This window comes from Sinorhizobium fredii NGR234, from assembly GCF_000018545.1.
Classification (GTDB): domain Bacteria; phylum Pseudomonadota; class Alphaproteobacteria; order Rhizobiales; family Rhizobiaceae; genus Sinorhizobium; species Sinorhizobium fredii_A.
In genome coordinates, this window is sequence record NC_012586.1 from 1,143,924 (window position 1) to 1,168,125 (window position 24,202).

At 62.0% G+C, this 24,202-nt stretch carries 20 protein-coding genes; 9 read left to right on the top strand and 11 right to left on the bottom strand.

Annotated elements, in window-relative coordinates:
• Nucleotides 1-4: 4 nt before the first annotated feature.
• From NGR_RS05635 to NGR_RS05650, 4 genes are all read right to left on the bottom strand, one after another.
• On the bottom strand, nucleotides 5-1,030 hold the full coding sequence (locus NGR_RS05635; RefSeq protein WP_164923907.1) for an SIS domain-containing protein: 1,026 nt from the start codon (nucleotides 1,028-1,030) through the stop codon (nucleotides 5-7).
• A complete protein-coding gene (locus tag NGR_RS05640; RefSeq protein WP_015887281.1) occupies nucleotides 1,027-1,872 on the bottom strand; it encodes a carbohydrate ABC transporter permease in 846 nt (281 codons plus the stop codon). Before NGR_RS05640 ends, NGR_RS05635 begins: the two co-directional genes overlap by 4 nt.
• Entirely contained in the window at nucleotides 1,872-2,753 is an 882-nt protein-coding gene (locus NGR_RS05645) for a carbohydrate ABC transporter permease (protein ID WP_015887282.1), read from the bottom strand. Before NGR_RS05645 ends, NGR_RS05640 begins: the two co-directional genes overlap by 1 nt.
• A gap of 88 nt (nucleotides 2,754-2,841) precedes the next feature.
• The gene (locus tag NGR_RS05650; RefSeq protein ID WP_015887283.1) at nucleotides 2,842-4,080 is read right to left on the bottom strand and encodes an extracellular solute-binding protein; all 1,239 of its coding nucleotides are present in this window, start codon (nucleotides 4,078-4,080) and stop codon (nucleotides 2,842-2,844) included.
• 204 nt (nucleotides 4,081-4,284) lie between these two features.
• Here NGR_RS05650 and NGR_RS05655 point away from each other — a divergent pair, with 204 nt between their 5' ends.
• From NGR_RS05655 to NGR_RS05690, 8 genes are all read left to right on the top strand, one after another.
• A complete protein-coding gene (locus NGR_RS05655) occupies nucleotides 4,285-5,514 on the top strand; it encodes an ROK family transcriptional regulator (RefSeq protein WP_164923909.1) in 1,230 nt (409 codons plus the stop codon).
• 185 nt (nucleotides 5,515-5,699) lie between these two features.
• Nucleotides 5,700-6,599 (top strand): sulfate adenylyltransferase subunit CysD, encoded by a 900-nt coding sequence (gene cysD / locus NGR_RS05660; protein ID WP_015887285.1) that lies wholly within the window; start codon nucleotides 5,700-5,702, stop codon nucleotides 6,597-6,599.
• Nucleotides 6,599-8,500, top strand: a complete 1,902-nt coding sequence (gene cysN, locus NGR_RS05665; protein WP_015887286.1) for a sulfate adenylyltransferase subunit CysN — start codon at nucleotides 6,599-6,601, stop codon at nucleotides 8,498-8,500. The genes cysD and cysN overlap by 1 nt, the downstream gene beginning before the upstream one ends.
• The gene (gene cysQ, locus NGR_RS05670) at nucleotides 8,497-9,300 is read left to right on the top strand and encodes a 3'(2'),5'-bisphosphate nucleotidase CysQ (RefSeq protein ID WP_015887287.1); all 804 of its coding nucleotides are present in this window, start codon (nucleotides 8,497-8,499) and stop codon (nucleotides 9,298-9,300) included. Before cysN ends, cysQ begins: the two co-directional genes overlap by 4 nt.
• 42 nt (nucleotides 9,301-9,342) lie before the next feature.
• Nucleotides 9,343-11,304 (top strand): asparagine synthase (glutamine-hydrolyzing), encoded by a 1,962-nt coding sequence (asnB, locus tag NGR_RS05675; RefSeq protein WP_015887288.1) that lies wholly within the window; start codon nucleotides 9,343-9,345, stop codon nucleotides 11,302-11,304.
• A 40-nt stretch (nucleotides 11,305-11,344) separates the two neighbouring features.
• Nucleotides 11,345-12,085 carry a PHP domain-containing protein gene (locus tag NGR_RS05680; RefSeq protein WP_164923910.1) on the top strand — a complete coding sequence of 247 codons (741 nt, stop codon included), beginning with the start codon at nucleotides 11,345-11,347 and terminating at the stop codon, nucleotides 12,083-12,085.
• A complete protein-coding gene (locus tag NGR_RS05685) occupies nucleotides 12,082-13,074 on the top strand; it encodes an ATP-grasp domain-containing protein (RefSeq protein ID WP_015887290.1) in 993 nt (330 codons plus the stop codon). The genes NGR_RS05680 and NGR_RS05685 overlap by 4 nt, the downstream gene beginning before the upstream one ends.
• Nucleotides 13,075-13,089: 15 nt before the next feature.
• On the top strand, nucleotides 13,090-14,037 hold the full coding sequence (locus tag NGR_RS05690) for an NAD-dependent epimerase/dehydratase family protein (RefSeq protein ID WP_015887291.1): 948 nt from the start codon (nucleotides 13,090-13,092) through the stop codon (nucleotides 14,035-14,037).
• Nucleotides 14,038-14,158: 121 nt separating this feature from the next.
• On the opposite strand, the gene NGR_RS05695 is transcribed toward NGR_RS05690, so the two are convergent.
• The 4 genes from NGR_RS05695 to NGR_RS05710 form a co-directional block, all read right to left on the bottom strand.
• Nucleotides 14,159-15,322 (bottom strand): calcium-binding protein, encoded by a 1,164-nt coding sequence (locus tag NGR_RS05695; RefSeq protein WP_015887292.1) that lies wholly within the window; start codon nucleotides 15,320-15,322, stop codon nucleotides 14,159-14,161.
• 229 nt (nucleotides 15,323-15,551) lie between these two features.
• Entirely contained in the window at nucleotides 15,552-16,634 is a 1,083-nt protein-coding gene (locus NGR_RS05700; protein WP_015887293.1) for a glycosyltransferase family 4 protein, read from the bottom strand.
• 70 nt (nucleotides 16,635-16,704) lie between these two features.
• Nucleotides 16,705-17,901 carry a glycosyltransferase family 4 protein gene (locus NGR_RS05705; RefSeq protein WP_240545138.1) on the bottom strand — a complete coding sequence of 399 codons (1,197 nt, stop codon included), beginning with the start codon at nucleotides 17,899-17,901 and terminating at the stop codon, nucleotides 16,705-16,707.
• Nucleotides 17,902-17,958: 57 nt separating this feature from the next.
• Nucleotides 17,959-20,106: a polysaccharide biosynthesis protein gene (locus NGR_RS05710; protein ID WP_432654021.1), complete on the bottom strand. Its 2,148-nt coding sequence runs from the start codon at nucleotides 20,104-20,106 to the stop codon at nucleotides 17,959-17,961.
• A gap of 738 nt (nucleotides 20,107-20,844) precedes the next feature.
• Between NGR_RS05710 and NGR_RS05715 the strand changes: the two genes are divergently transcribed.
• Nucleotides 20,845-21,336 carry a hypothetical protein gene (locus NGR_RS05715; RefSeq protein ID WP_015887297.1) on the top strand — a complete coding sequence of 164 codons (492 nt, stop codon included), beginning with the start codon at nucleotides 20,845-20,847 and terminating at the stop codon, nucleotides 21,334-21,336.
• Nucleotides 21,337-21,413: 77 nt separating this feature from the next.
• On the opposite strand, the gene NGR_RS05720 is transcribed toward NGR_RS05715, so the two are convergent.
• From NGR_RS05720 to NGR_RS05725, 3 genes are all read right to left on the bottom strand, one after another.
• The gene (locus NGR_RS05720; protein WP_015887298.1) at nucleotides 21,414-23,246 is read right to left on the bottom strand and encodes a carbamoyltransferase family protein; all 1,833 of its coding nucleotides are present in this window, start codon (nucleotides 23,244-23,246) and stop codon (nucleotides 21,414-21,416) included.
• A 12-nt stretch (nucleotides 23,247-23,258) separates the two neighbouring features.
• Nucleotides 23,259-23,408, bottom strand: a complete 150-nt coding sequence (locus tag NGR_RS32250; protein WP_015887299.1) for a DUF5989 family protein — start codon at nucleotides 23,406-23,408, stop codon at nucleotides 23,259-23,261.
• A 72-nt stretch (nucleotides 23,409-23,480) separates the two neighbouring features.
• Nucleotides 23,481-23,912 (bottom strand): hypothetical protein, encoded by a 432-nt coding sequence (locus NGR_RS05725; RefSeq protein WP_015887300.1) that lies wholly within the window; start codon nucleotides 23,910-23,912, stop codon nucleotides 23,481-23,483.
• Nucleotides 23,913-24,202 lie beyond the last annotated feature (290 nt).

Consider the following 24,202-nt stretch of genomic DNA (forward strand, 5'->3'; position numbering starts at 1 on the left):
TTTTCTACTCGCTCCGGGTGATCTTGGTGGACCGCACCGGTGTACCGGCATTTTCGACGCGGGCGTCGGCAAAGGCGATCATGAAGGCTTGCGCGACCGGCAGCATGGCGAGGATCGCCGCCATGCCAGCCGCCTCCCTGAAAGGAATTGTCGTGACGCCGGCGATCGGCGGTTCGCCCGATGCATCGAAGACGACGACCGGCGAACCGGCTTGCGCCGCGGAAACGGCCATCGCGGCAACGAGCCCGGCGGTCGGATCGGCGGCGCGGAAGAGTATGACGCCGACCGAGGGCCCCATCATCTCCATCGGCCCATGCCGCAACTGTCCGCCTTCGAGCGAGAAGCAAGGCAGGCGCGACAGTTCGGTGAGGCCGAGCGCGATCGCTTCGGCAAGACCCTGCAGCCGGCGGCCGGAGGTCACGACGGCGCGAACGTCGGCGAGTGCGGTGAGCGCGGCCTCAATGCCGGGAGATTCCGGTGCCTTGAGAGCACGAAGCGCCTCGGTCGGATCGACGCCGAGGGCGGAAAGGATCGCGAAATGCAGCGCAAAGCTGATCGTCAGGCTGCGCGTCGCGGCGAAAGCCTGTTCGCTGCCGCCCGCGCCGATAAGCGAAGGCACGGTTTTCGCCAGCGAGGAGCTCGCCTCGAGCGTCAGCCCGAATGTCTCGGGCGTGCCGCCTTTCGTCTCCTCGAACCAGCGCAGCACCTCGGCGCTTTCGCCGGATTGCGAGGTGATGAGGATGGTCTTTGCGTCGACGGTCAAGGGCTGGCCGAGTTGCTCGGAAAGCGGCAGGGCGATGGCGTCGATGCCAAGGGCGCGATAGAGCGGCTCGACGGCGCGGCCGACCGCATGCGAACCGCCCATGCCCAAGAGCAGAAGCCGGCTGGTGGACTGCAGCGATGCGGCGATCCGTGCCGCAAGCGCCGACGCTCCCTCATAGGAAGCAAGGGCATCGGCATGCTGACGGGCCATTTCGCGATCGATCGCGACGAGCCCGTCTGGACGTTGCTTCGAGCTACGCATGATCATCCCTTTACGCCGCCGCTGGTGAGCCCGGAAATCAGGGCGCGTTGCATGATGAGGCCGATCAGCACCGGGGGCAGGGCGGCGAGCACCCCGGCGGTTGCGATCAATCCGTAATCGGAAACACGGCCGCCGGCGAGATCGGCAATGGCGACGGTCAAGGTCTTGGCGCGCAGGTCGGAGGTGAAGAGCAGCGCATAGAAGAACTCGTCCCAGGCAAGCAGGAAAGCGAAGAGCGCCGAAGTTGCCATGACGGGAGCGGCGAGCGGCAGCGTCAGCAGCCTGAGGATCTGGTCGAGCCGCGCGCCGTCGATCATTGCAGCGCTCTCGATCTCCTTCGGTATGGCATCGAAGCCGGATTTGAGGAGCCAGGTGGTGAAGGGAGCGAGAATGGTGAGGTAGACGAGCGCCAGCCCGAAGACCGAATTCAGCAGGCCGAAATAGGCAAGGCCCATATAGAGCGGCACGGCAAGCGCCACCGGCGGCAGCATATAGGTAGCGATCACCGCATAGAGTGACCAGGAAACGGCCGGCGTCCGCGACACCGCCCAGGCCGCCGGGATGGCGACCGCGACCGCGGCGAGCGTCGCCATGCCGGCGACTTGGAGGCTGTTGACGAGCGAGGCGATGAAGGCGGCGCCGGCACTGTTCTCGACGGCCGAAAGCAGCGTGCGATAACGGGAGAGGTCGATTTCGCTCGGCCACCAGTTGAGCGGCTTGGCACTGAGATCGGCGGCCGGCGAAATGCTCATGATGAACAGCCACAGGACCGGCGCCAGGATCACCGCGGCGAGAAGCAGGGCGCTGGCATAGACGAAGGCGGTAAAGAGCGGGCTCTGGCGTTCCATCACGAAGCTCCTGCGGCCCGGCGGAGCAGCGCGGCGTAGGCAACGGCGAGAACGGTGACGAGCAGGGTAACGATCAGCGCCAGCGACGCCCCGGAGCCGGCCCGCTGGAAGGAGAAGGCTTCCTGGTAGACGAGGATCGACAGCGTGCGCGTACTGTTCGCCGGTCCGCCGCGCGTCATCACCCAGATGATGTCGAACACCTTGAAGGCCTCGATCGTGCGCAGCACGAGGGCGACAAGCAGAGGGCCGGCGAGATAGGGCATGACGACGAAGCGGAACCGGTTGAGCGGACCGGCGCCGTCGACCAGGGCAGCGGCGGTAATGTCGCGGGGGACGGCCTGCAACGCGGCCAGCGCGATCAGCGCCACCAGGGGAAAGTTCTTCCAGCAATCCGCGACGATCAGGGCGGTCAGCGCCGAGCCCGGTTCGCCGAGCCAGGAGCGATAGCTGTCGATCAGGCCGAGCTGGGTGAGCGCCGCATTGAGCGCGCCATATTCCGGATTGTAGATCAGCCGCCAGAGCGTCGCGTTGACGACCGTCGGCAGGGCCCAGGGCAGGATCATCAGGGCTCGAAGTGCCGTTCGGCCCCGGAACTGCTGGTTTAGGAGAAGAGCCGCAAGGACGCCGAGCACCATTTCGGCGGCGACCGAGACGACGGCAAACCAGGTCGTCGTGACAAGTGCCCTTTGGAAGTTCGAGCCCGTCAGCACCTTGGCATAATTGTCGATGCCGACGAAGCTTCCCGCCGTGCCGACAAGCTTGGCGTCGGTAAAGGAGAGCCGCACCGTATCGACGAGCGGCCAGCCGATCACCGAAACCATCACCACGAGCAGCGGCAGCATCAGCAGCCAGGCGCGTGTTGAAATCCAGGTGCCGGACATCGATGAAACCTTTGCTCGTCGGTATGGAATGGATTCGGTTCGCAAACAGGCCCCGGACGGGATGCGTTCGGGGCCTGGGTCCGTTTGCTTAGAGGCCGCTGTTTTCCGCGGCCGTCTTCAGCGCATCCTCCGGCGATGTCTGGCCGAGAAGCGCTTCCTGGATCGCCTGCTGCAGGGCGGTCGAAAGCTCCTGATATTTCGGCGTCGTCGGACGGGGATACATGGCGGCAAGGCCGAGCTTCGCCGCGGCGATCAGCTCTTCCTGACCCTTGGTGACGCTCGCGTCTTCATAGGAGGAGGCCCAGATCGGCAGGCTGAGCTTCGCATAGGCGTTCTGCGTTTCCTGCGAGGTCATGTGGACGATATATTTCCACGCCTCTTCGGGATGCTTGCTGGTTGCGGTGATGCCCAGCCCCATCGAGCCGTTGACGGCGGAAACTTCGCTCTTGCCGGCGACACCCGGAGCCGGAACGACGCCGACCTTGCCGGCCACCTTGCTTTCCTTGGGATCGTTGGCGAGATTGTACATGTAGGTCCAGTTGAGCGCGAAAGCGGCTTCGCCGTTCTGGAAGACCTTGCGCACATCCTCCTCGAGGAATTCTTTCGAGTTCGGATTGGTCAGTCCGGAGGTGTAGCTTGTAACCATGTAGTTCAGCGCATCGAGACCACCGCCGCTGGTGAAGGCAGGTTTGCCGCCGTCGAGGAACTTGCCGCCATAGGCGCTGACCAGCGTCGTGTAGTCGCAAATCGCAGCCTCGGCCTGAGACCAGCTCCAGGCGATCGGGGTCTGGAGGATCCCTTTGTCCTTGATCGTCTTTGCCTGCTCGGCAAGCTCGTCCCAGGTCTTCGGCGGCGTCTTGATGCCCGCTTTCTCGAGGATTTCCTTGTTGTAGAACAGGTATTTGGTGTCGAGGATCCACGGCATGCCGTAGCGCTTGCCGTCGTACTCGACCGTCGTCCAGGCGCCCGGCAGGATGCCCTTGTTCATCTCGTCGGTGACGCGGTCCGTGACATCGACGAGCACCTTGTTGCTGGCATATTCCGCCGGCCAGATCACGTCGAACAGGACGACGTCGTAGCCGCCGCCGGAGCCCTGCGCCAGCACCGTCTTGTCGTGCAGACCCTCGTACGGGACGAATTCCAGATTGACCTTCAGGTCCGGGTTGGCCTTCGTGAAGGCCTCCGTCATGGCACGCACATCGGCCTCGCTATAGGCGGCCTGCGCCATGAACAAGGCGTTGAGGGTCGTTTCCGCGTAGGCCTGGCCGGCGAAGGTGAGGCCGAGAAGTGTCGCCCCCAGTAAGGCATTGCGAGTGGATTTCAACATTGCTGCCTCCAATAGCTGATCGTTCCAGTCTGCATGCGAGAAATCCGTCGCTCGTCGCGACGGCCGTCGACAAATCGATCGAAGCGTTTGCGGCTCCGTCGCCGCTTTCGTCGGTTCCCCGAGGTCTTTCGACCTCTTATTAAGTCAATTGTCTTGACTTATTTCTTGTTGAATATTCTAGATGTGTCAAGCGGCATTTGTGGGATGAACGGGATGCGCCCGATCCGGGCCAAGAGCGGCACCAATCAGGAGGGCGCAAGCGCCCATAATCGGCGCGTCATGATCGACGCGCTCCGGGTGAACGGGCAATTGTCGCGCGCCGACCTTGCGCGCGCGACGGCGCTCACCAAGCAGGCCGTTTCCAACATCATCGAGGATCTCGAGCGCGACGGGCTTGTCGCCTCGCTCGCCGCCGTGCGCAAGGGGCGGGGGCAGCCCTCGACCCCCTATCGGTTGGTCCCAGAGGGCGCCTTTGCCATCGGCCTGCAGATCGACCGGCATGTGACGCGCACGATCGCGGTCGATCTCGTCGGTGCGGTGCTTGCCCGGGGCGAGGCGAACCTGCCCGCCGGAGGGCCGGACGAGGGGACCGAGACCATCCTCTCGCTTATCGACAAGACGCGACGGGAGCTGGCTGAGGTGGCGCCGCAGTCGAAAGACCGCCTCGTCGGGCTCGGTGTCGCCATGCCCGGGCCGTTCGGCATCGATACCGATCCGGCTGACCCCTGGATGATGGCCCTCTGGCAGCGCTTCCCGCTGGCGGAGACCTTGGCGCTCGGAACCGGTCTCGATGTTCGCCTGCAGAACGACTCGGCCGCGGCGGCGACGGCGGAAAAGATGGTCGGCGCCGCCCATGGCCTGGATCAGGCGATCTGCATCTATGTCGGCTACGGCATTGGCGCAGGGCTGATCCTCGACGGAGAGCTTTATCGCGGCGCCAATGGCAATGCCGGCGAGATCGGCATGATCCTCAGCCGGCCGGAAAACGGGACCGAAGATCAGCGCGCACCGCTCGAGCACCGGGCGTCGATCGCCTCGCTTTGCAAGATCCTGGATCTCGACCCGGCCGGTCCCGAGCTTTATCGCCACCTGGACGATGTCGCCGCCGCATCGGACGCGAGAATTGCCGCCTGGATCACCGAGGCCGCCTATGAACTGCGGCGCGCCGTGCAGATCCTCGAGACGATTTTCGATCCGCAGACGATCGTGCTCTGCGGCGGCATGCCGCCTGGGCTCGCCCGCCGGCTGATCGACGCCATCCATCCCTTGCTGCCGTCGATCGCCGAGCGGAGGATGCGAAGCGCGCCGCGTCTGCAGCTTGGTTTCACCGACCCCTGGGCGGTTGCGATCGGAGCTGCGGCCGAGCCGATCAGCCGGACCTTCGACCCCAGTTTCTCCGCCATTCTGAAGACGAGATCGGTCGGTTCCGCCTGACCGGAGGTCGCCGCGATCGGGTTGTTACTTGAAATATTAGTGATATGGGGCTTAAATGTCGCCTTTCGGCGAAGCTGTTTCAGCCGCCATGCGATTGCCGGCAGACACCCAATTCTTCATGGGTGGCGCATTCGATAAATGCATAGAGAAAAGTTTCATTTTGAGAAAGTCAGAGGGGTTGCGGCATGTCTCTTGCCAACCTTCGGCGACTTGAAGCTGAAGCCATTCATGTCCTTCGAGAAGTAGTCGCGACATTCTCTAACCCGGTTGTCCTCTACTCGATCGGAAAGGACTCGTCCGTACTCCTGCATCTGGCGCTGAAGGCGTTCTACCCGGCAAAGCCGCCGTTTCCATTCCTGCATGTGGACACGACGTGGAAGTTCCGGGAGATGATCGCGTTTCGCGATCGGATGGCGCGGGAGCTCGGCTTCAATCTTCTCGTGCATACCAACCAGGACGGCGTCGACCAGGGCATCGGCCCGTTTACGCACGGCTCCAACCTGCACACTCACGTCATGAAGACCATGGCACTCAGGCAGGCCCTGGAGAACTACCGGTTCGACGCGGCGCTCGCCGGCGCTCGGCGGGACGAGGAGAAGTCGCGCGCCAAGGAGCGCATGTTCTCGATCCGCAACGCCCAGCATGGCTGGGACCCGAAGCGCCAGCGGCCCGAGATGTGGAAGACCTACAACACCCGCGTCGGCGCCGGCGAGACGATGCGGGTGTTTCCCCTCTCCAATTGGACCGAGTTCGATATCTGGCAATACATCCTTCAGGAAAACATCCCGATCGTGCCGCTCTATTTTGCGGCGCGCCGGCCGGTGGTGAGCCGCGACGGCATGCTGATCATGGTCGACGACGATCGCATGCCGCTCGCACCGGGCGAAGAGGTGATGGACCGGATGGTCCGCTTCCGTACCCTCGGTTGTTATCCACTGACCGGCGCGTTCGATTCCGAGGCTGCCACGGTTCCGGACATATTGCGCGAAATGCTGACGGTGCGCACCTCCGAACGGCTGAGTCGGCTGATCGACACGGACGAGGCCGGCGCCATGGAGAAAAAGAAGCGCGAGGGGTACTTCTGATGTCGTATCTTCAATCAGTGCCGCCACACGACCTGGCGGCGCATCTCGCCGATCACGACGGCAAGTCGGTGCTGCGCTTCATCACCTGCGGCTCCGTCGACGATGGCAAGTCGACGCTGATCGGCCGTCTGCTCGTCGATGCCAAGCTGATCTTCGAGGACCAGTTGGCGAATCTCGGCCGGGTCGGTACTTCGGCCGGCGCCAATGGCGAGGAAGTCGACCTTGCTTTGCTGCTCGACGGGCTCGAGGCCGAGCGCGAGCAGGGCATCACCATCGACGTCGCCTACCGCTATTTCGCCACGGCGAAGCGCAAATTCATCGTTGCCGACACGCCTGGCCACGAGGAATATACCCGCAACATGGTAACCGGCGCTTCGACAGCCGATCTCGCCGTCATCCTCATCGATAGCCACCAGGGAATTCTCACGCAGACCCGGCGCCATTCCTATATCGCTTCGCTGCTCGGCATCCGCCATGTCGTCCTGGCGGTCAACAAGTTCGACCTCGTCGAATTCCGTCAATCGGTCTTCGACGCGATCGCCCGCGATTATCGGGCTTTCGCGAAGAAACTCGGCTTTGTCAGCATCCAGCCGATCCCCATCTCGGCGCGGTTCGGCGACAACGTCATTTCGGCATCGCAGAACACGCCCTGGTACAAGGGGCCGGCGCTCCTCGAATACCTGGAGACGGTGCAACTCGATCCACCCGAGGCGGAGAGACCCTTCCGCCTCCCGGTGCAACTGGTCATGCGCCCCAACGCCGATTTCCGCGGCTATGCCGGGCAGATCGCTTCCGGCCGGATCTCGGTCGGCGATCCGGTCGTCGTCGCGAAATCCGGGCAGCACTCGTCGGTCAAGGCGATCGTCACCTTCGACGGCAATCTGGTGACGGCCGCCGAGGGCGAGGCTGTAACGCTCGTCCTTGCCAACGAGGTCGACGCCGCGCGCGGCAACATGCTGGTGTCACCTGCCGCGCGGCCCTTCGTGGCGGACCAGTTCCAGGCACATGTCATCTGGTTCGATGCCAGTCCAATGCTGCCCGGGCGCAGCTATATTCTCAGGACCGAGACGGACAGCGTCAGCGCGACGGTTACGACGCTCAAGCATCGGGTGAGCATCAACAGTTTTGCCCGCGAGGCGGCGAAGTCCTTGCAGATGAACGAAGTGGGCGTCTGCAACATCTCGACGCAGGCGCCGATCGTCTTCGACGCCTACAAGGACAACAGGGCGACCGGCAATTTCGTCTTCGTCGACCGGGCCACCAACGCGACGGTCGGCGCTGGCATGATCGATTTCCCGCTCAGGCGCGCCGACAACGTGCATTGGCAGGCGACCGACGTGAACAAGGCGGCGCGTTCGGCAATGAAGAGCCAGCGCCCGGCCGTCCTGTGGTTCACCGGTCTTTCCGGTTCGGGCAAGTCAACGATCGCCAACGCGCTCGACCGGCTCCTGCATGCCCGCGGCAAGCACACCTACATGCTCGACGGCGACAATGTGCGCCACGGGCTCAACCGCGACCTTGGCTTCACCGAAGCCGATCGCGTCGAGAATATCCGCCGTGTTGCCGAGGTCGCCAAGCTGATGGCCGATGCCGGGCTGATCGTGCTTGTCTCGTTCATTTCGCCGTTCCGCGGCGAGCGCCGGATGGCGCGCGAATTGATGGAGGAGGGCGAGTTCATCGAAATTTTCGTCGACACGCCGCTCGAGGAATGCGCGCGACGCGACCCGAAGGGGCTTTACGAAAAGGCGTTGGCCGGCAAGATCGCCAACTTTACCGGCGTTTCTTCGCCCTACGAAATGCCCGAAAACCCGGAACTGCATCTGAAGACGGTCGAGGCGGACCCGACTGCCCTTGCCCTGAAGATCGAGGCATTCCTCGACAGACAAATGGAGGATAGATGACGCCCCTTTGCGAACTCTTCGAGCGTATCGCGCTCGAGGCCGGCGCGTCGATCCTCGCCGTCTACGAGGCGGGTCCGACCGTGTGCTACAAGGATGATCATTCACCGGTGACCGAGGCGGATGAGCGAGCCGAAGCCATCATTCTCGGCCACCTGGCGGCAGCCTTCCCGCACATTCCGGTCGTTGCCGAGGAGGCCGTCGCCTCAGGCTGCGTCCCCGATATCAGTTGTGGCACGTTCTTCCTGGTCGATCCGCTCGACGGCACGAAGGAATTCATCAACCGGCGCGACGACTTCACCGTCAATATCGCCCTTGTCGAGGGCAACCTTCCCGTAGCCGGCGTCGTCTATGCCCCGGCGCAGCGTTGCGCCTATGTCGCCGACAAAGGCCGGGCCGAGAAGCTCGTCTTCGGCGCCGGCGCCATGGTTGGACATCGGCAGGCGATCCGGGTGCGGCCCCGTGGCCCGGCGCTGACCGCTGTCGCCAGCCGCTCCCACAACTGCTCCGAGACCGAGGCGTTCCTCGCCGGCCACGGCGTCAAGGATTGTACCTCCGTCGGCTCGTCGCTCAAGTTCTGCCTGCTCGCCGAAGGCAGGGCGGATGTCTATCCGCGTTTCGGCCGGACCATGGAATGGGACACGGCGGCGGGCCATGCGGTGCTCAACGCCGCCGGCGGGTCGGTCGTCCGGTTGGACGGTTCGCGCCTGCCTTACGGCAAGATGAAGCAGGCTGACGACAGCGACTTCGCAAATCCGCATTTCGTCGCCTGGGCGGATATGTCTCCGTTGACGGTTCCTTAGGACCGCCGGCGGTTCGCAGGCACCGGCCAAGAGGAAATTCTCATGTGTGGAATTGCCGGCCTGATAGATTATGCGCAGCGCGGTCGGGATGACGTGGCGCAGATATTGACGCGCATGACGGACGCCCTCGCTCACCGCGGGCCGGATGCTTCGGCTACATGGCTCGATCGCGATGGCCGTGTAGGTCTCGGACACCGTCGCCTGTCCATCATTGATCTCTCCCCCACGGGGGCCCAGCCTATGCATTCGAGCAGCGGCCGCTACTCGATCGTCTTCAATGGGGAAGTCTACGGATTCCTTCGCCTGCGGGCCGCATTGGAGGAGCAGGGCGCTCGCTTCCGCGGCCACTCCGATACCGAAGTGCTCCTGGAGGCGATCGAGACTTACGGCCTGGCAGGAGCATTGCAGCGCTGCAACGGCATGTTCGCCTTTGCGCTTTACGACAGCGCCACGCGACAGATCATCTTCGCCCGCGACCGTATCGGCAAGAAGCCGCTGTACATCGGCGTATCCAAGCGTGGCGTTGCCTTCGGCTCCGAGTTGAAAAGCATCCGGGCGCATCCGTCCTTCCGCTCCGTCGAGGTAGACCCGGAGGCGTCGACGCTTTTCTTGCGATACGGCTACGTGCCGACGCCTTATTCGATCTACCGCGGCATCTTCAAGCTTCCGCATGGCTCCTGGCTGAGCCTCTCGGTCGACACGCCGCCGGCGTCGGCCTCGGCCGCCCTGGGCGGGGTCAAGAGCTATTGGGATGCGTTCGAGGCGGCGGAACGAGGCTATGCGGAGCGGATCGAATGCCCGGACGAAGCCTTGGACGCGCTCGACGCCGAATTGAAACGGGCGGTGAGCGAGCGCCTTGTCTCCGACGTGCCGGTGGGAGCCCTCCTTTCCAGCGGCGTCGACTCTTCCTTGGTGTCGGCCGTCATGCAGGAGGTTTCGACCTCGCGTGTGAAAACCTATACCGTGCGCTTCCTGGAGGAGCAGTATAACGAGGCGGATCTGGCGTCAGGCATCGCCAGGCAGCTCGGCACCGATCATACGGAGATCACGGCAGAGCCCGACACGGCACTGCGCGTCGTGACAGAGTTGCCGGATGTGTATGACGAGCCCTTCGCCGATCCTTCCCAGATTCCGACGCTGCTCGTATCGAAGCTGGCGCGAAGGACCGTAACGGTGGCGCTCTCGGGTGATGGCGGCGACGAGTTCTTCGGCGGCTACAAACGCTATCGGCAAATGCTCGCCTTCGACCGGCTGGCGAGGAAAACGCCTGCCGTCGCCCTGCGGGCGGCAAGGCACGCGCCTCACTGGGCGCTGGAATTTGCTGCTGCGGCGGCTCGCCATGCGCGTCCGTCTTCGCTTCAGGACGAAGTGACCGGCAAACGGCTAAGAAGACTTGCCGAGCTCCTGGAGATCGAAGACCCGGACGCCCGCTACCTGGACTTTCGCTCGCTCTGGTCGCATCCGGCCGAAGTCGTGTTCGGCGGGGCGGAGCCTCCGACCGCAATGACCGCGAAGCGGATACCGGCTTGCCTCGGCGCAGTCGACAGAATGATGTACAGCGACATGGTCGACTATCTGCCGGACGATATCCTCGTGAAGATGGACCGAGCGTCGATGGCGGTGGGCCTGGAGATGCGGGCACCGCTGCTCGATTACCGCTTCGTCGAACTGGCCTGGCGTGCGCCGAGGGCGTTGTGTTTTGCCGAAGCCCCGGGCAAGCCGGCGCTGCGCGCGCTCTTGTCCCGAAGGCTGCCGGAACAATTCATAAATCTTTCAAAACGCGGATTCGGCGTCCCCGTCAACGCCTGGTTGCGCGGACCGCTGCGCGCCTGGGCGGAAGAGATGCTGTCTCCGTCCCGCCTGCAGCGTGATGGGATCTTCCGCGCCGATCCGATCGTCAGTCGCTGGAAGGCACACCTTGCCGGCCGCCGCGACTGGGGTCCGCAATTGTGGGCGGTGCTGATGTTCAACCTGTGGCACGATCGCTGGATGCGTTCCGGCTGATGGAAACGGAAGGACGCTTATCAAGGGCGCAATGAAAAGCATGGAACCGCAACGAAAGACGGATAGCGGCAAGCCGGTGTTCTCCCGCTTTCGGGATCTCGGCCGTGAGCAAGTGAATGTCGAACTCCAGGTTCATACCAACTGGACCGATGGGGAGGCGACAGTGCTCGAGGTGCTGCAGACGGCCAAGGAACGCGGCCTCGCCGAACTCGCCTTCACGGAGCATGTCCGAGAAGACACATCCTGGTTTCCCGAGTTCAAGGCCGAGATTCTTTCGGCTGTGGATTGCGTCGGCGCTATGCGCGTCTATGTCGGTTGCGAGACGAAAGCCATGGACGACAATGGGCGGCTCGATGTGTCGCAGTCCGTGCTCGACGCCTGCGATATCGTTCTTGGCGTCGTCCACCGCTTGCCGGACGGTGAGGGCGGCTATCTCGATTTCAAGCGGTTGTCATTCGAGGAGACGGCCGAAATCGAATTCCGGCTGTCGACAGGCATGATTGCGAACGCGCCGATCGACGTGCTCGGACATCCGGGTGGGATGAGCCTCAGGCGATATGGCCGGTTTCCGGAGAACTACTTTCGCACCCTGATGACGGCGACGCTCGAGCGCGGGATCGCCATCGAGATCAACTCCTCGTACCTGATCGATATGCCGGGGTTCCTGGCGTTGTGCGACGACATCAATCCGTTTGTCTCGATCGGTTCCGATGCGCACAAGCTGAGTGACTTGGGGCGTTGCCGCGACAGGCTTCTCGAACTGGGGGTAGGGCTGACATGAAGGCCTTCATCACGGGCGCGGGCGCCCTCCTCGGACAGGGCATCATTCGCGCCTTGCGGCGCTCCACGCTTCGAGCGACCATTATCGTGGTGGACCCTAGCCCGCTCTCGGCCGGGCTCTACTGGGGCGATGCCGCCTATCTTGTCCCAATGGCGAAGGACCCTGAATACCTGGACAGGCTGGGCGACCTGCTGCGCACGGAGCGGCCCGACATCCTCATTCCCGGAACCGACGTGGAACTGCCGATCCTTTCAGCCAACCGCGAAGCGATCGAGAGCACCTACGGGATCAAGGTGATCATCAGTTCGCCACATGTCGTATCCATCGCCAACGACAAGTGGCTCACCTCCGCGTTCCTCCGGGAACGGGGACTGGGCTTCGTTCCCTCCTGCCTGCCAGGCGATGAGGAGGCGCTCATCGAGGGGTGCGGCTTTCCGCTCATCGTCAAACCGAGGATCGGCGCCAGGTCGATCGGCTTCGGCATCGTCCGCGATCGAGACCAGCTAAGGCGCGCAATAGCCGAGCAGCCCGGCATCGTCATTCAGAAATATGTAGGCTCCGATGCGACCGAATACACGGCCGGGACACTCACCTTCGACGGGAAATGTCGCGCGACGATCGTGATGCGCCGGGATCTGCGCGACGGCAATACCTACCGCGCCTTTGCCGAGCCGTTTCCCGACCTCAACGAGGCAATGGTGCAGGCCGCAGACGCCCTCGGCGCCTACGGGCCAGCAAACTTCCAGTTCCGCCTCGACGACGGTGTTCCGAGGATCTTCGAGATCAACGCGCGGTTTTCGGGCACGACGGCGGTGAGGATCCACGCCGGCTTCAACGAAGTGGAGATGTGCATCCGGCATTTGCTGTTCGGCGAACCGGTCGTTCAGCCGGAAATCACGCCGGTAACCATATTGCGGCACTGGTCGGAAACCGTCGTCAAATCCGGCGACCTGGTGACGGCCTCGGCTCGTCTGGAAGAAAAAGCATGAGGAAAGAGATCGGCCGTGTGTACGAAGCAACTGGTGGTAACCGGCGCTACCGGCTTTGTCGGCGCGAGGGTTATTGAGCATGCACTTGCCCGAGGCTATGCCGTCGCCGCGCTTGTGCGCGATCCCGAGCGGGTCGCCGCGCGCAATGATTCTCGCTTGCGGCTCGAGAGATGGTCGGTCGGCTCCCCCCTGCCCGTGGTAGGGCAAGCGGATGCCCTGCTTCATCTCGCCGCCTACGTTCCGGCCGATTTCAGCGACGCCCGCGAGGCCGCCAGGTGTTTCGAGATCAATACCAACGGCGCCCTGCAGGTCGCAATGGAGGCCGCTTCCCAGGGCGTGAAGCGGCTGGTTTTCTTCGGATCCGCGCAAGTCTATGCGCCGGATGCCGGTCCGGCATCGGAAACGAGCGCCACTTTTCCCCATCGCGCCAGCTACTATTTGGCGAGCAAGCTCTCTGCCGAGATTTGCCTGATCGCTTTCGGCAAGGCAAATGCGATGCCGGTGACGGTCCTCCGCCTCGCGTCCGTCTATGGCCCGGGCATGCACGCCACGGGAATGGTGCCTGCCTTTCTGCGGACACTCTTGGGCGGGCGCTCCTTGATCATAGCCGACGGCGGGCAATACAGCGTCGACCTCGTTTATGTCGACGACGTCGTGACGCTGGCGCTCGGGGCGGTGGAGAAGAGCGTGGACGGTGTTTTCAATGCCGGAAGCGGTCGCTCCTGCACGTCCCTGGAAGCGGCGCTGACGGTTGCAGATGTCGTCGGGGCAGACCGATTCCTCGTCGGGGTCGAGGCTGGCGGTAGCGATGCGGCTGCTCGAGGGTTCAGGGCGCTCGAGGTCGCCAAGGCAGCGAAGCTTCTCGATTACCGGCCCCGATCTTTTCGCGAGGGCATCGAAGCTTGGAAGACGGAGACCGGGTTTGGGCAGTTCGAGGACACGGTCGAACAAAACTGCCGTTAGCGATGCGGGCGGGTCCCTGCGCCTTCACAGATCTGCGCAGCCGAACGGCTGCGCAGATCTGTTGCGTTTCACATCGCCTCCTGCATGCCGCTATCCTTCGGCATCCAGCGGGCAATCCGCGTCAGGCAAAAATGAAGTCACTCCTCGAAAAGTTGGCCGCCGAGAGACTGCCGTTCGGATCGTCCACGAGGATCGAGAAGGCGTTGCCCGCGGCGTTGAGACCCTTGAGCAACACGTCGCCGTCGGTGGTGTTGTAGGCATAGATAGTGCCATTGCCGCCAGAGCTTGAATACTGCGTGACGCCGAGCTTCTCGATGACGAGAAAGTCCACGCCATCCTGAAAATCCATGATCGTGTCCTGGCCGCTGAGCGCGGGGGTCGCCTTGAAGACGAAACGGTCGGAGTCGGCACCGCCCCAAAGGATGTCGCTTCCTGCTTCACCGATGAGGGTGTCCTTTCCGGCGTCACCGCGCAGGGTGTCATTGCCATCGCCGGCATAGATGAGGTCGATACCGTTGCCGCCCCTGAGCGAGTCGGTGCCGCCTTCGCCAGACAGGATGTCGTCGCCGTCATCCCCGAAGGCGATGTCGTTGCCGTCACCGACCGCGATCCTGTCGTTGCCGATGCCGCCGTGGGCTTCGTCGATGCCGTTTTCGGAATCGAGCACGTCATTGCCGTCGCCGCCGTCGAGATAGTTGTTCCCGTCGCCGCCATCGACGATGTCGTCGCCGATTCCGCCATAGACGCGGTCGTGCCCCGACTGGCCTTTCAGGGCGTCATTGCCCTCTTCTCCATAGATGGTATCGTTGCCGGCGCCGCCCGAGACAGCCTGCTGCGTTAGCTTTCCAGTTGCCGGATCGATGCGATTGTTGAAGCCGTCATTTCCCGAGCCGGCATAGATGATGTCATCGCCGTAGCCTGCGTCGATATATTCTTCGCCTGCTCCACCGTAGATCTTGTCGTTTCCGCCGTCGCCCAGGATGTGATCGTGGCCGTCACCACCATCGATGGTGTCGTTGCCGTCACCGCCTTCGAAAATATCGTTGCCCAGGCCACCGAAGAGCGTATCGGTCCCAAGCCCACCCTCAATGCGGTCGTTGCCGTCGCCGCCTTCGGCATAGTCGTCACCGAGTCCCGCCTTGATGTGATCGTTGCCGAGCCCACCGAAAAACCTGTCATTGCCTTCGCGACCGTCGAGGTAATCGTCGCCGGCATAGCCCCAGAGCTCGTCGTCATAGAGAGTGCCGAGAATCGTATCGGTGAGGTTGGTTCCCTTAAAAATCATCATGATCTCCTAGCAGTTGCAGGAGGGCGGATAATTTCAGAATGGGGCGCGAAAATGATCTCGGGTCCAATGTAGGCGTACAGTTGTATCGGGAGCAATGGCTTATACTACCTATTCTAGAAATGTTCAATGGTGTTCACAACTGAATTCGAGGCAGTAAGGGTGGAAATTCTTGCTTCTTCTGTTGAATGAAATGGGCTTAAGGAATAAAACTTCATCAACGCGGAGTTTAACGCCTTAGAAAATTTGCATATTTTGCCCTGATCGCGGCGATCGCGTACTCATTTTCGACCCGCTCTCGGGCGTTGCGAGCATAGCGGGCATATTCGGTCGGGGAAAGATCGAGGATTTCGCGGATCGCCCCGGCGAGCGCATCCGGATCACGTGGGGGGACGGCAATGCCGGCACTTCCGGCGACCGTGGCGGCGTCGCCGACATCGGTCGTCACGATCGGCTTGGCGTAACTCATGGCCTCCGCAATCACGTTCGGAAAGCCCTCGGTCCTCGACGACAGCACCAAGGCGTCGATGCTGCGGTAGTAGGAGGGCATGTCGGAGATCTCGCCCCTGAGATCGACGGCATGCTCGGGCAAGCCCGCCTCCTCCATCAAGTCGATCACAGCGCGGTTGTCGCGGGAAAGCCCGTTGCCGGCCGCGGAAAAGAGCGCCTGCGGATGCGTCTTGCGCACGGCAGCCACCGCCTTGAAGAACGTGCCGTGATCCTTCTGCGGATGAAATCGGCCGACGATGCCGATCCGGAGGGCCGTCGTCGCCCCTGTCGGATCGATCCGCGGCAACTCGAAGCCGTTGGCGATGACGACCATGTTCCGATTTGCGTAGCCGTAGCCCCGATGCAACTCGAGGGCGCGCGCGCTGTTGTAGATGATGCCGGCCGGCCGGCTCGACAAAAGCTTTGCCCCGAAAATTGCGAGGCGCGAACTGCGCGTAAGAGAGGCGGGATCGTCCAAGGACTGGCGAATGTTCCAGTAAACCGCTGCTCCGGATCGGGCCATCTGGGCCGCGATCATGCCAACGATCATCGCGTGGTACATCCAGCACAAGATTACATCGGGATGTTCCTTGCGGATAAGCCGGGCGAGCCGCAGGATCGCGCCCGGAAGCGCGGCGGGGGACGAGGCGTCCAGCGATACATAGGCAACTCTCGGATTGTCAGCGAGATTGCGGTTCCGATCCGAGACACCGATCAGCGAAACGACGACGATGCGCTCATCTGTGCAACCGTGAAGCAGCCGTGCCAGCATGGTCTCGGCGCCGGCACTGGCCGTGAAGTTGGTAATGACATGCATTATCATCGCCGCGGCCCTGCGTTCGGCGCTGCCCATGGATCTCGCGAAGGAACGATCGCTGCGCCCTGAACGTCTGTCAAACGGCCAAGCCCATGCCGGCAAAGAGAATTCGGTTGATCATGTGCACGTCAAATCTGCTTTCGGCGAGTTCCCGCGAGCGCCGGCCCATTTTTTCGGCGAGATCCGGATCGCGCGCAAACGACGTCATCGCGTCGGCAAGGGCGGCGACATCGAGAGGCTTCACGGTCATGCCGTTCACACCCGGCTGCACGGTATCGCGGCAGCCCGGCAGATCGGTCGTGATCACCGGTCTTCCGACCGCCAGCGCTTCGAGGATGCTCCGCGGAATGCCTTCGCGATAGTAGGAAGGCAGCACGAAGACATTGCATGCCGCCAAGTAAGGGCGCACGTCGTCGGTGGTGCCAAGATACTCCAGTATTCCTTCCCCGACCCAACCGTTGATCTCTTGGCGCGAGATTGCCGTCGGATTGCTGTCGAAGTGACCGAGCAGTTGAAATCGGGCATCGGGGAAAATGCGGCGCACGATCCTTGCGGCTTCGACATATTCCACCACGCCCTTGTCGCGCAGGAGCCGTGCGACCATAAGGAAGACGGGCCCGCCGGGAGCCGCTCGCGCGAAAGCAAAATGCTCCAGATCGACGCCGGATCCTGGAACCATCGTCGGCGTCAAAGCGTCCGGCAACATACGGTAGCGGCGAATGTCTTCCGCATCCGCGTCGTTATAGACAAAAACGACCCGCGCGCGTTTGAACGCCAGGCGATACAGCCGGACGCACAGGTGGCGAATGGCCAATGCTTTGAACGAGCGGCCGCCAGTTTCGGAAAAAATGTGGCCAAGGCCCGTGACGAGGAAACACTGTTCCCTGATCCCGAGCGTTCGAGCGGCGATGCCGGCATAGATGATCGGCTTCATCGTGTAGGGCAGGACCATGTCCGGCTTCAGCCGCTTGAAGTGTCGCCGCAGCGACCAAAAGGTCCGGATATCCTCGAGCGGATTGAGACCGGTGCGCACCATGGGAATGCGAATGAAGCGCACGCCGATCTCAGTGAGCGCCTGCTCGACACGCGGATCCTGCTCCGGAGCGAAGGCTATCACCTCGTGTCCGGCGCCGACCAATCGCTTCAGCAACTCCAGCCGAAAAATCGTAAGAGACGCTGTCAGGCTTGCGACGACGGCGATCACGCGTCGGCGCGTCGGAGGCTGTGCAACACCGGAAGGTCCCGTTACGCGGGCTATCTCCTCGGTTTGCATGCGGGCAAAATGCTCAGCGGAACTCAAGGCTGACCTCACCGCGCTTCCATTTTTCAACTAATCCGGCAACCGAAGCCCGCCGCGGGCGCTCCTTTGGTAGACTTGCCGCCGTGGAGCCGCGGCCTTGCTGCGGCTATGCGGCTGGAGCCGGCTCCGCTTCTTCTTCATGGCGCGAGGCTTCGTATTGCCGGCATCGTGTTCGTAGCGCGGCAGCAGTTCGCGCATGACCGCCCCGACGGCCGGATCGTTGCCCCGCTCCGCATAGCGCTGCAGACGAGTGAAGGCGTCCCGCAAAGTGGACAAGGGAATGGGCTCCGGAACCGCACCCAGAACGCCCGGCACCGGAGACGTCGTGCGCTTGTCGCTCTCGTCGAAAAGTTCCTCGTAGAGCTTCTCCCCCGGCCGGCAACCGATGATCTTGATCTCGATGTCCTGGTCCGGGGTAAAACCGGCCAGCCGGATCATCCGGCGCGCAATGTCGACGATCTTGACCGGCTCGCCCATGTCGAGAACGAAAATCTCTCCCTGTCCGAGTTGTTTTTCAAAGCCGTAGGCCGAGGCCTGCAGCGTCAGTTCCACGGCCTCACGGATCGTCATGAAAAAGCGCGTCATACATGGATCGGTGACGGTCAATGGGCCGCCTCTTGCAAGCTGACGCTTGAACAGCGGGATCAGCGATCCGCTCGATCCCAGCACGTTGCCGAAGCGAACTGTCATGAACCGCGGACCTTTGCCGGTTTGGAGGCCGTCCAGGTCGAGCGCCTGGCAATAGAGCTCCGCGAGGCGCTTCGTCCCCCCCATGACGCTTGTCGAGTTCACAACCTTGTCGGTCGATACCTGGACCATGGCAAGGGTGCCGTATTTCTTTGCCGCATTGGCAACGTTCATAGTGCCGATGACGTTCGTGAGGACGCCCTCGCAGGGATTCATCTGCACCATAGGCACATGCTTGAGGGCTGCAGCATGGAAGACCAGCTCGGGCCGGTGCCGCTTGAATATTTCCTCGACGCGCTGGCTGCGCCGGACGCTGCAAAGGTAACTCGACGGTGACAGCTTCGGGAAGGTCTCGGTGAGCGTCATGTCGATCGAATAAAGATTGTATTCCGAATTGTCGACCAGCACGATCTCCGCCGGCTCGCATGCGGCGACTTGCGTGGTCAGCTCGCTGCCGATCGATCCGCCGGCCCCGGTGATCAGCACGCGCCGGCCACGAACGAGACGGGCGATCGCCTCGCAATCGAGCGCCGCTTGCGGGCGCTCCAGGAGGTCGGTGAGCTCGATCGACCGCAGTTCGTAGGGATTGTCTCCCTTGGCGTGCTTGAGTTCGGTCAGCTGCGACAGGCGCGACACTGCAATGCCGAGCCTATCGGCCGACTGCAGCAGCGCGTCCGACGCGGTTTCGCCGAAATTCGCCGGCGCTTCGGTGAACACGACGTGACGCGGCCGCTTGTTGATCTGCTCGAGTTCCGCCACGACCTGTTCGAAATCCTCGACCCGGCCCGCGATCGGCACGCCACGAAGGCTCATTCCGATCTGGTCCGCATTTTTGTCGAGGCAGGCCACCGGTACATGAGTGGCATTCGGATCCCGGGCGAGTGCGCGCAGGTAAAGCTCGGCGGCGTCGCCCGCTCCGACGAGCAGCAGCGGGACGTGGTGTTCGTCCGCCCCCTTGTTGCGCCCGTTCTTGAAAACGGGCCGCGCCAGTGGGATTTCCTCGGCACGAAAGCTGAGCCGCGCGGCCGCGAGGAAGGCGATCAGAAGGAGCGACTGCATCGGCACGACGGTTCGCGGCATATCGACCAGTCTCGTCGAAAAGAACAGGAGCGAGATGAGCAATAGAGACGTCACGAGGACTGCGCGAAGAATGATCAGGAGATCGGAGATGGAGCCATATTTCCAGTTTCGGCTGTAGAGGCCGGACAGGGGGAAAACGAAGGCGCAAATGGCGATATACTGGGCACCGGACCACAGCAGCACAGAGGCGGTTTCAGGCCTCGCGCTCAGCTCGGCAAAGCCGTAACGCAGCAACAGCGCCACGGCGAGCGCCACGCCTGCGGAGCCAAGGTCGGCAACATAGAGGGCCGGGTATTTCTGAACGCTGAAGACGGCTCCTCGTAGACGCCGATACCCGATGTCGAGGCCGGCGCCGAATACCGGCAGCAGCATCTTGGCCGATGATCTTAGCGCTCCGCGTCTCGGCAACATTAGGAAACTATCGCGCACTGCCTTCGCGGCGTCGTAAAAACGCTGCATGACGGCCCTTTCCTAATATCCGCAAGCCTGCCGTCCAGCCAAACGAAAACCGCACCTCCCTCAAGAAGGTTAATGAGGGTCAGGAACGGTGCGTCTGTAAGTTTTGTCGTTGACCAGCTCGAAAGGCTTGATAAATCAAATTGGACAAAAGAGTACTCGTCGCGGTGGGCTAGATCGCGACAAAATGACGGTTAATAAGAAACACGTAATTAACTGATTGTAAATAGTCTTCGGTGCATCGGCCTATCGTTTTCACAAAAGTTGACTGGCCGCTGCGTGGTCGAGCGTCTCCCGCATGCAGGCTGCCGGCAAAGTGGCGAATCTGGCATTGCCGACTGCATGTTTCCTTAAATCGCAGCCGATCCAAGGATAAAAGCATGTCGGCGCCGGAGTGGTCAGAGGCGGACGCCAGCGCCTGATTCGCCTATCGAAAAATAGCGCCCGTCGACCGGATCTGCGCCGCGATTTTTGGGGCGAATCTGGATCTCATGAGAACAGCGCGCAACTCGGCGTGCCCCTATATCCAAAGGCATATGGTGCAACGCGGATGAAGAAGATAGTCTATCCCGCGTACTTGAAGCTTAGACATTCAAGCTTTCAACGAGATTGTAATCGATCACGCGCCATCCGGCACATAGCCGGAACGGTCATGGCGTCAGCCCCTCTTTTTTCACCGAGGTGGGCGGAAACATGCAAGCACGAAGGGTTATAGAGATTGCCGAGTCCGGCGGGCGGCTGCCTATTGAACTGATCGTGGTCGGCTATTGGGCAAGCCAGGCTGGTGCCGTGGTCTATGTGCTCAATGGTGTCACCCCCCAGGCGATCAATCTGGTGCTGGACCCGATCGTGACGACGCTTCCGTTGTCGATACCTGGCGTGCTGTATGTCAGCATCAACGACAAGGCGCGCGTCTGCGAAGCCGTACGATGCGCCGATGAGATTTATGCCGCGACCGAGACCTTCCGTCGACTGACAGCTCTCTACGGCATCGCACCGAGCCTCGTCCGTTCGGCCGCCACCGCCATTCCAAGACTGGAAAGTCGCACCCTTCTGTCCGAAAAGGACGTGCGCGCGCCAATGCCTTCCGAGCCTCATGTTGTCATGCCTTTCCCGGCAATGAACCGCGTCCGCTGGGGTGCGAGGGACACGACAGCCAAGCATCCGGCGAAGGCCGCAGTCTAAAGAACTTTCCGATTCTTCGGCGTGATTGGCAGGCCCACTTTGCGGCCAGATCGTCGACGTTCGGAAAGAGCCGCGATCTAGTCGAGCTCGAATTGCGCTTTATAGTCCTGCCGCAGGTGTGACGGCTGATCTTCTTTCCTCAGAAAGCAGTTGCCGACGGTGAGGCATTCGATCTCGGTGCCCATGAAACAGTGGAACGCATCCTCCGGGGTGCAGATGATCGGCTCGCCGCGGACGTTGAAGCTGGTATTGACCAGTACGGGACAGCCCGTTCGCTCCTTGAACGCGCTCAGCAGCGCCCAATAGCGTGGATTGGTGTCCTGATGCACCGTCTGCACCCGGGCCGAATAGTCGACGTGCGTAACGGCCGGGATCTCCGATCTTGGAACGTTCAGGCGGTCTATGCCGAACAATGCCGCCTCGTCAGGACCGAGGGGCACTTTCCGCCGGTCGAGCACGTCGGCCACGAGCAGCATGTAAGGACTGTCGGTGTCGATATCGAACCATTCCGCCACATCCTCGCGCCGCACTGAAGGGGCAAAGGGACGGAAGCTTTCGCGGTATTTGACCTTGAGATTGAGCGTCTTTTGCATCGTCGGCGAGCGAGGATCGCCCAAGATCGACCTTCCGCCAAGGGCCCGCGGTCCAAACTCCATGCGCCCCTGCATCCATCCGACCGCCTTCTCATCCACCAGCGCGTCGACGGTGTGCGCGATCACCTCGTCGTCGGTCAGGACGGTGTAAACGGCGCCGGCGGCCGTCAGCCGCTTCTCGATGTCGTGCTGTTCAAAGGCTGGACCGAGATAGGCGCCGGCCATACGGTCTTTTCCGTCGAGAACGCGCGTCTTTCCGAGATAGCCGTGCCAAGCCGCCAGGGCCGCACCGACTGCGCCCCCCGCATCGCCCGCCGCTGGCTGGATCCAGATGTCGTCGAAAATCCGCTTCCTGAGGAGCTTGCCGTTCACCACACAGTTCAAGGCGACGCCGCCGGCGAGACACAGGTGGCGCTCGCCGGTTTCCTGACGGGCAAACCGGGCAAGTCTCAAGACGACTTCTTCGGTGACCGCCTGGATCGAAGCGGCGAGGTCCATCTCGCGCCGGGTCAGGGGCGATTCCGGCTTGCGCGGCTCGGCGCCGAACAGACGATGAAAGGCCGGCGACGTCATGGTGAGACCAGTGCAGTAGTCAAAGTAGCGCTGGTCGAGACGGAACGAACCATCCTCCTTCAGGTCGATCAGGTTATCCAGTATCTTCTGCGCGAACAGCGGACGACCATACGGCGCCAAACCCATGACTTTGTATTCGCCGGAATTCACCCTGAACCCGGTATAGTAGGTGAACGCGGAATAGAGCAGCCCCAGGGAATGCGGGAAGCGAATTTCCTTAAGGATCTCGAGCTCCCTGTCGCGGCCGTGGCCGAGGGATGTCGTGCACCATTCCCCGACCCCGTCCATCGTCAACACCGCGGCGCTCGGGAAGGGCGAGGGAAAGAACGCGCTTGCCGCATGCGCCAGATGATGCTCCGTGAACAGGAGCGAACCGGACCATTCCTTCGAACCGCCACGCTTGCCCAATTCCCTGCGCAACAGTCTCTTTTGAAACAGTTTTTCCTTGATCCAGAGCGGCATCGCCATCCGGAAGGAGCGGAAGCCACGCGGACTTGTCGCAAGATAGGTCTCCAGCAGCCGCTCGAACTTCAGGAACGGCTTGTCGTAGAAAACGACATGGTCGACCTCCGCCATGTCGCATTCGGCCGCGGCCAGGCAATAGGCCACGGCATTGGTCGGAAACGCGGCGTCGTGTTTCTTGCGGGTGAACCGCTCTTCCTGCGCGGCCGCAACAATGCGGCCGTCCTCGAGCATCGCAGCCGCGCTGTCGTGATAAAATGCCGAGATGCCGAGAATACGCATGGATGGCTCGGCTCAGAACAGGGTGTAGATGAACGGGGCCACCGCGGTACCCTGCGTCAGCACGATCAATCCGCCAAAGACGCCGAGTATGATGAAGATCGGCAGCAGCCAGAACTTCTTGCGGACGCCCATATAGGCCCAGAGTTCCCGTACCAGTTCCATATCGCATTTCCTCCATCATAACCCGACGGACGGTTTCGCTTCAGAACTGCCTGCATTCAGAACAGCCTGCATTCAGAACTGATTGCGCATCGTCGCCGGGTCCGGTTCATGTGGTGAACGCTTATTCCAATAAGTGTCGACGCTTTTGTCGAACGAGGTGGCGAGCGGATCGTAGCCGCGTAACCTCAGGAAGAGTCCGATCGGAACGAAGGCTGCCGCATAAATCAGCAGCATCACAACGGGATTGACGACCTTGAACAGCAACAGACCAAGCTTGGTCCAAAGCCGGTTTGGCAAGGCGAGCCGGTCGGGCGAGGCGAACGCCAACAGGATGAGGACACCGCCAATAATCGCAAGCCCTATCGTGATCGGAGTCAGCCCGCCGCTGATGAGCCATCTCGCGAGAACTAAAGCGAGGAGGATGCCGCCGACCGTATAGCCGAAACTGCGGTTCGACGGCCCCTCCAAGGAGTGCTCGGGAAAAGATTCGTGCGACTGGTTCATAGTGCACTTCCTCAGCGGCCAGTGCTAATCCTTACAATACGATATGCGCGAAATGCCGTCGCGTCCTGCTTGAAAGGAATAATAGAGACGGATGGTATAGAACTAGCGGTGGCCGATCCGGTCAATATGCCATTAGATATAGACGCCCGAGAACGTGCTTGCGGCTGAAATGAAACGTCCAGCAAGCCGGGAGTTTTTTGGGGAGACTTGATCGGCAAAACTCCTTATATTCCGTGGGGCAGAAATGCTGCCCATAAGTTCTATTCTCGATCCATTTGCGTGAATTCAAG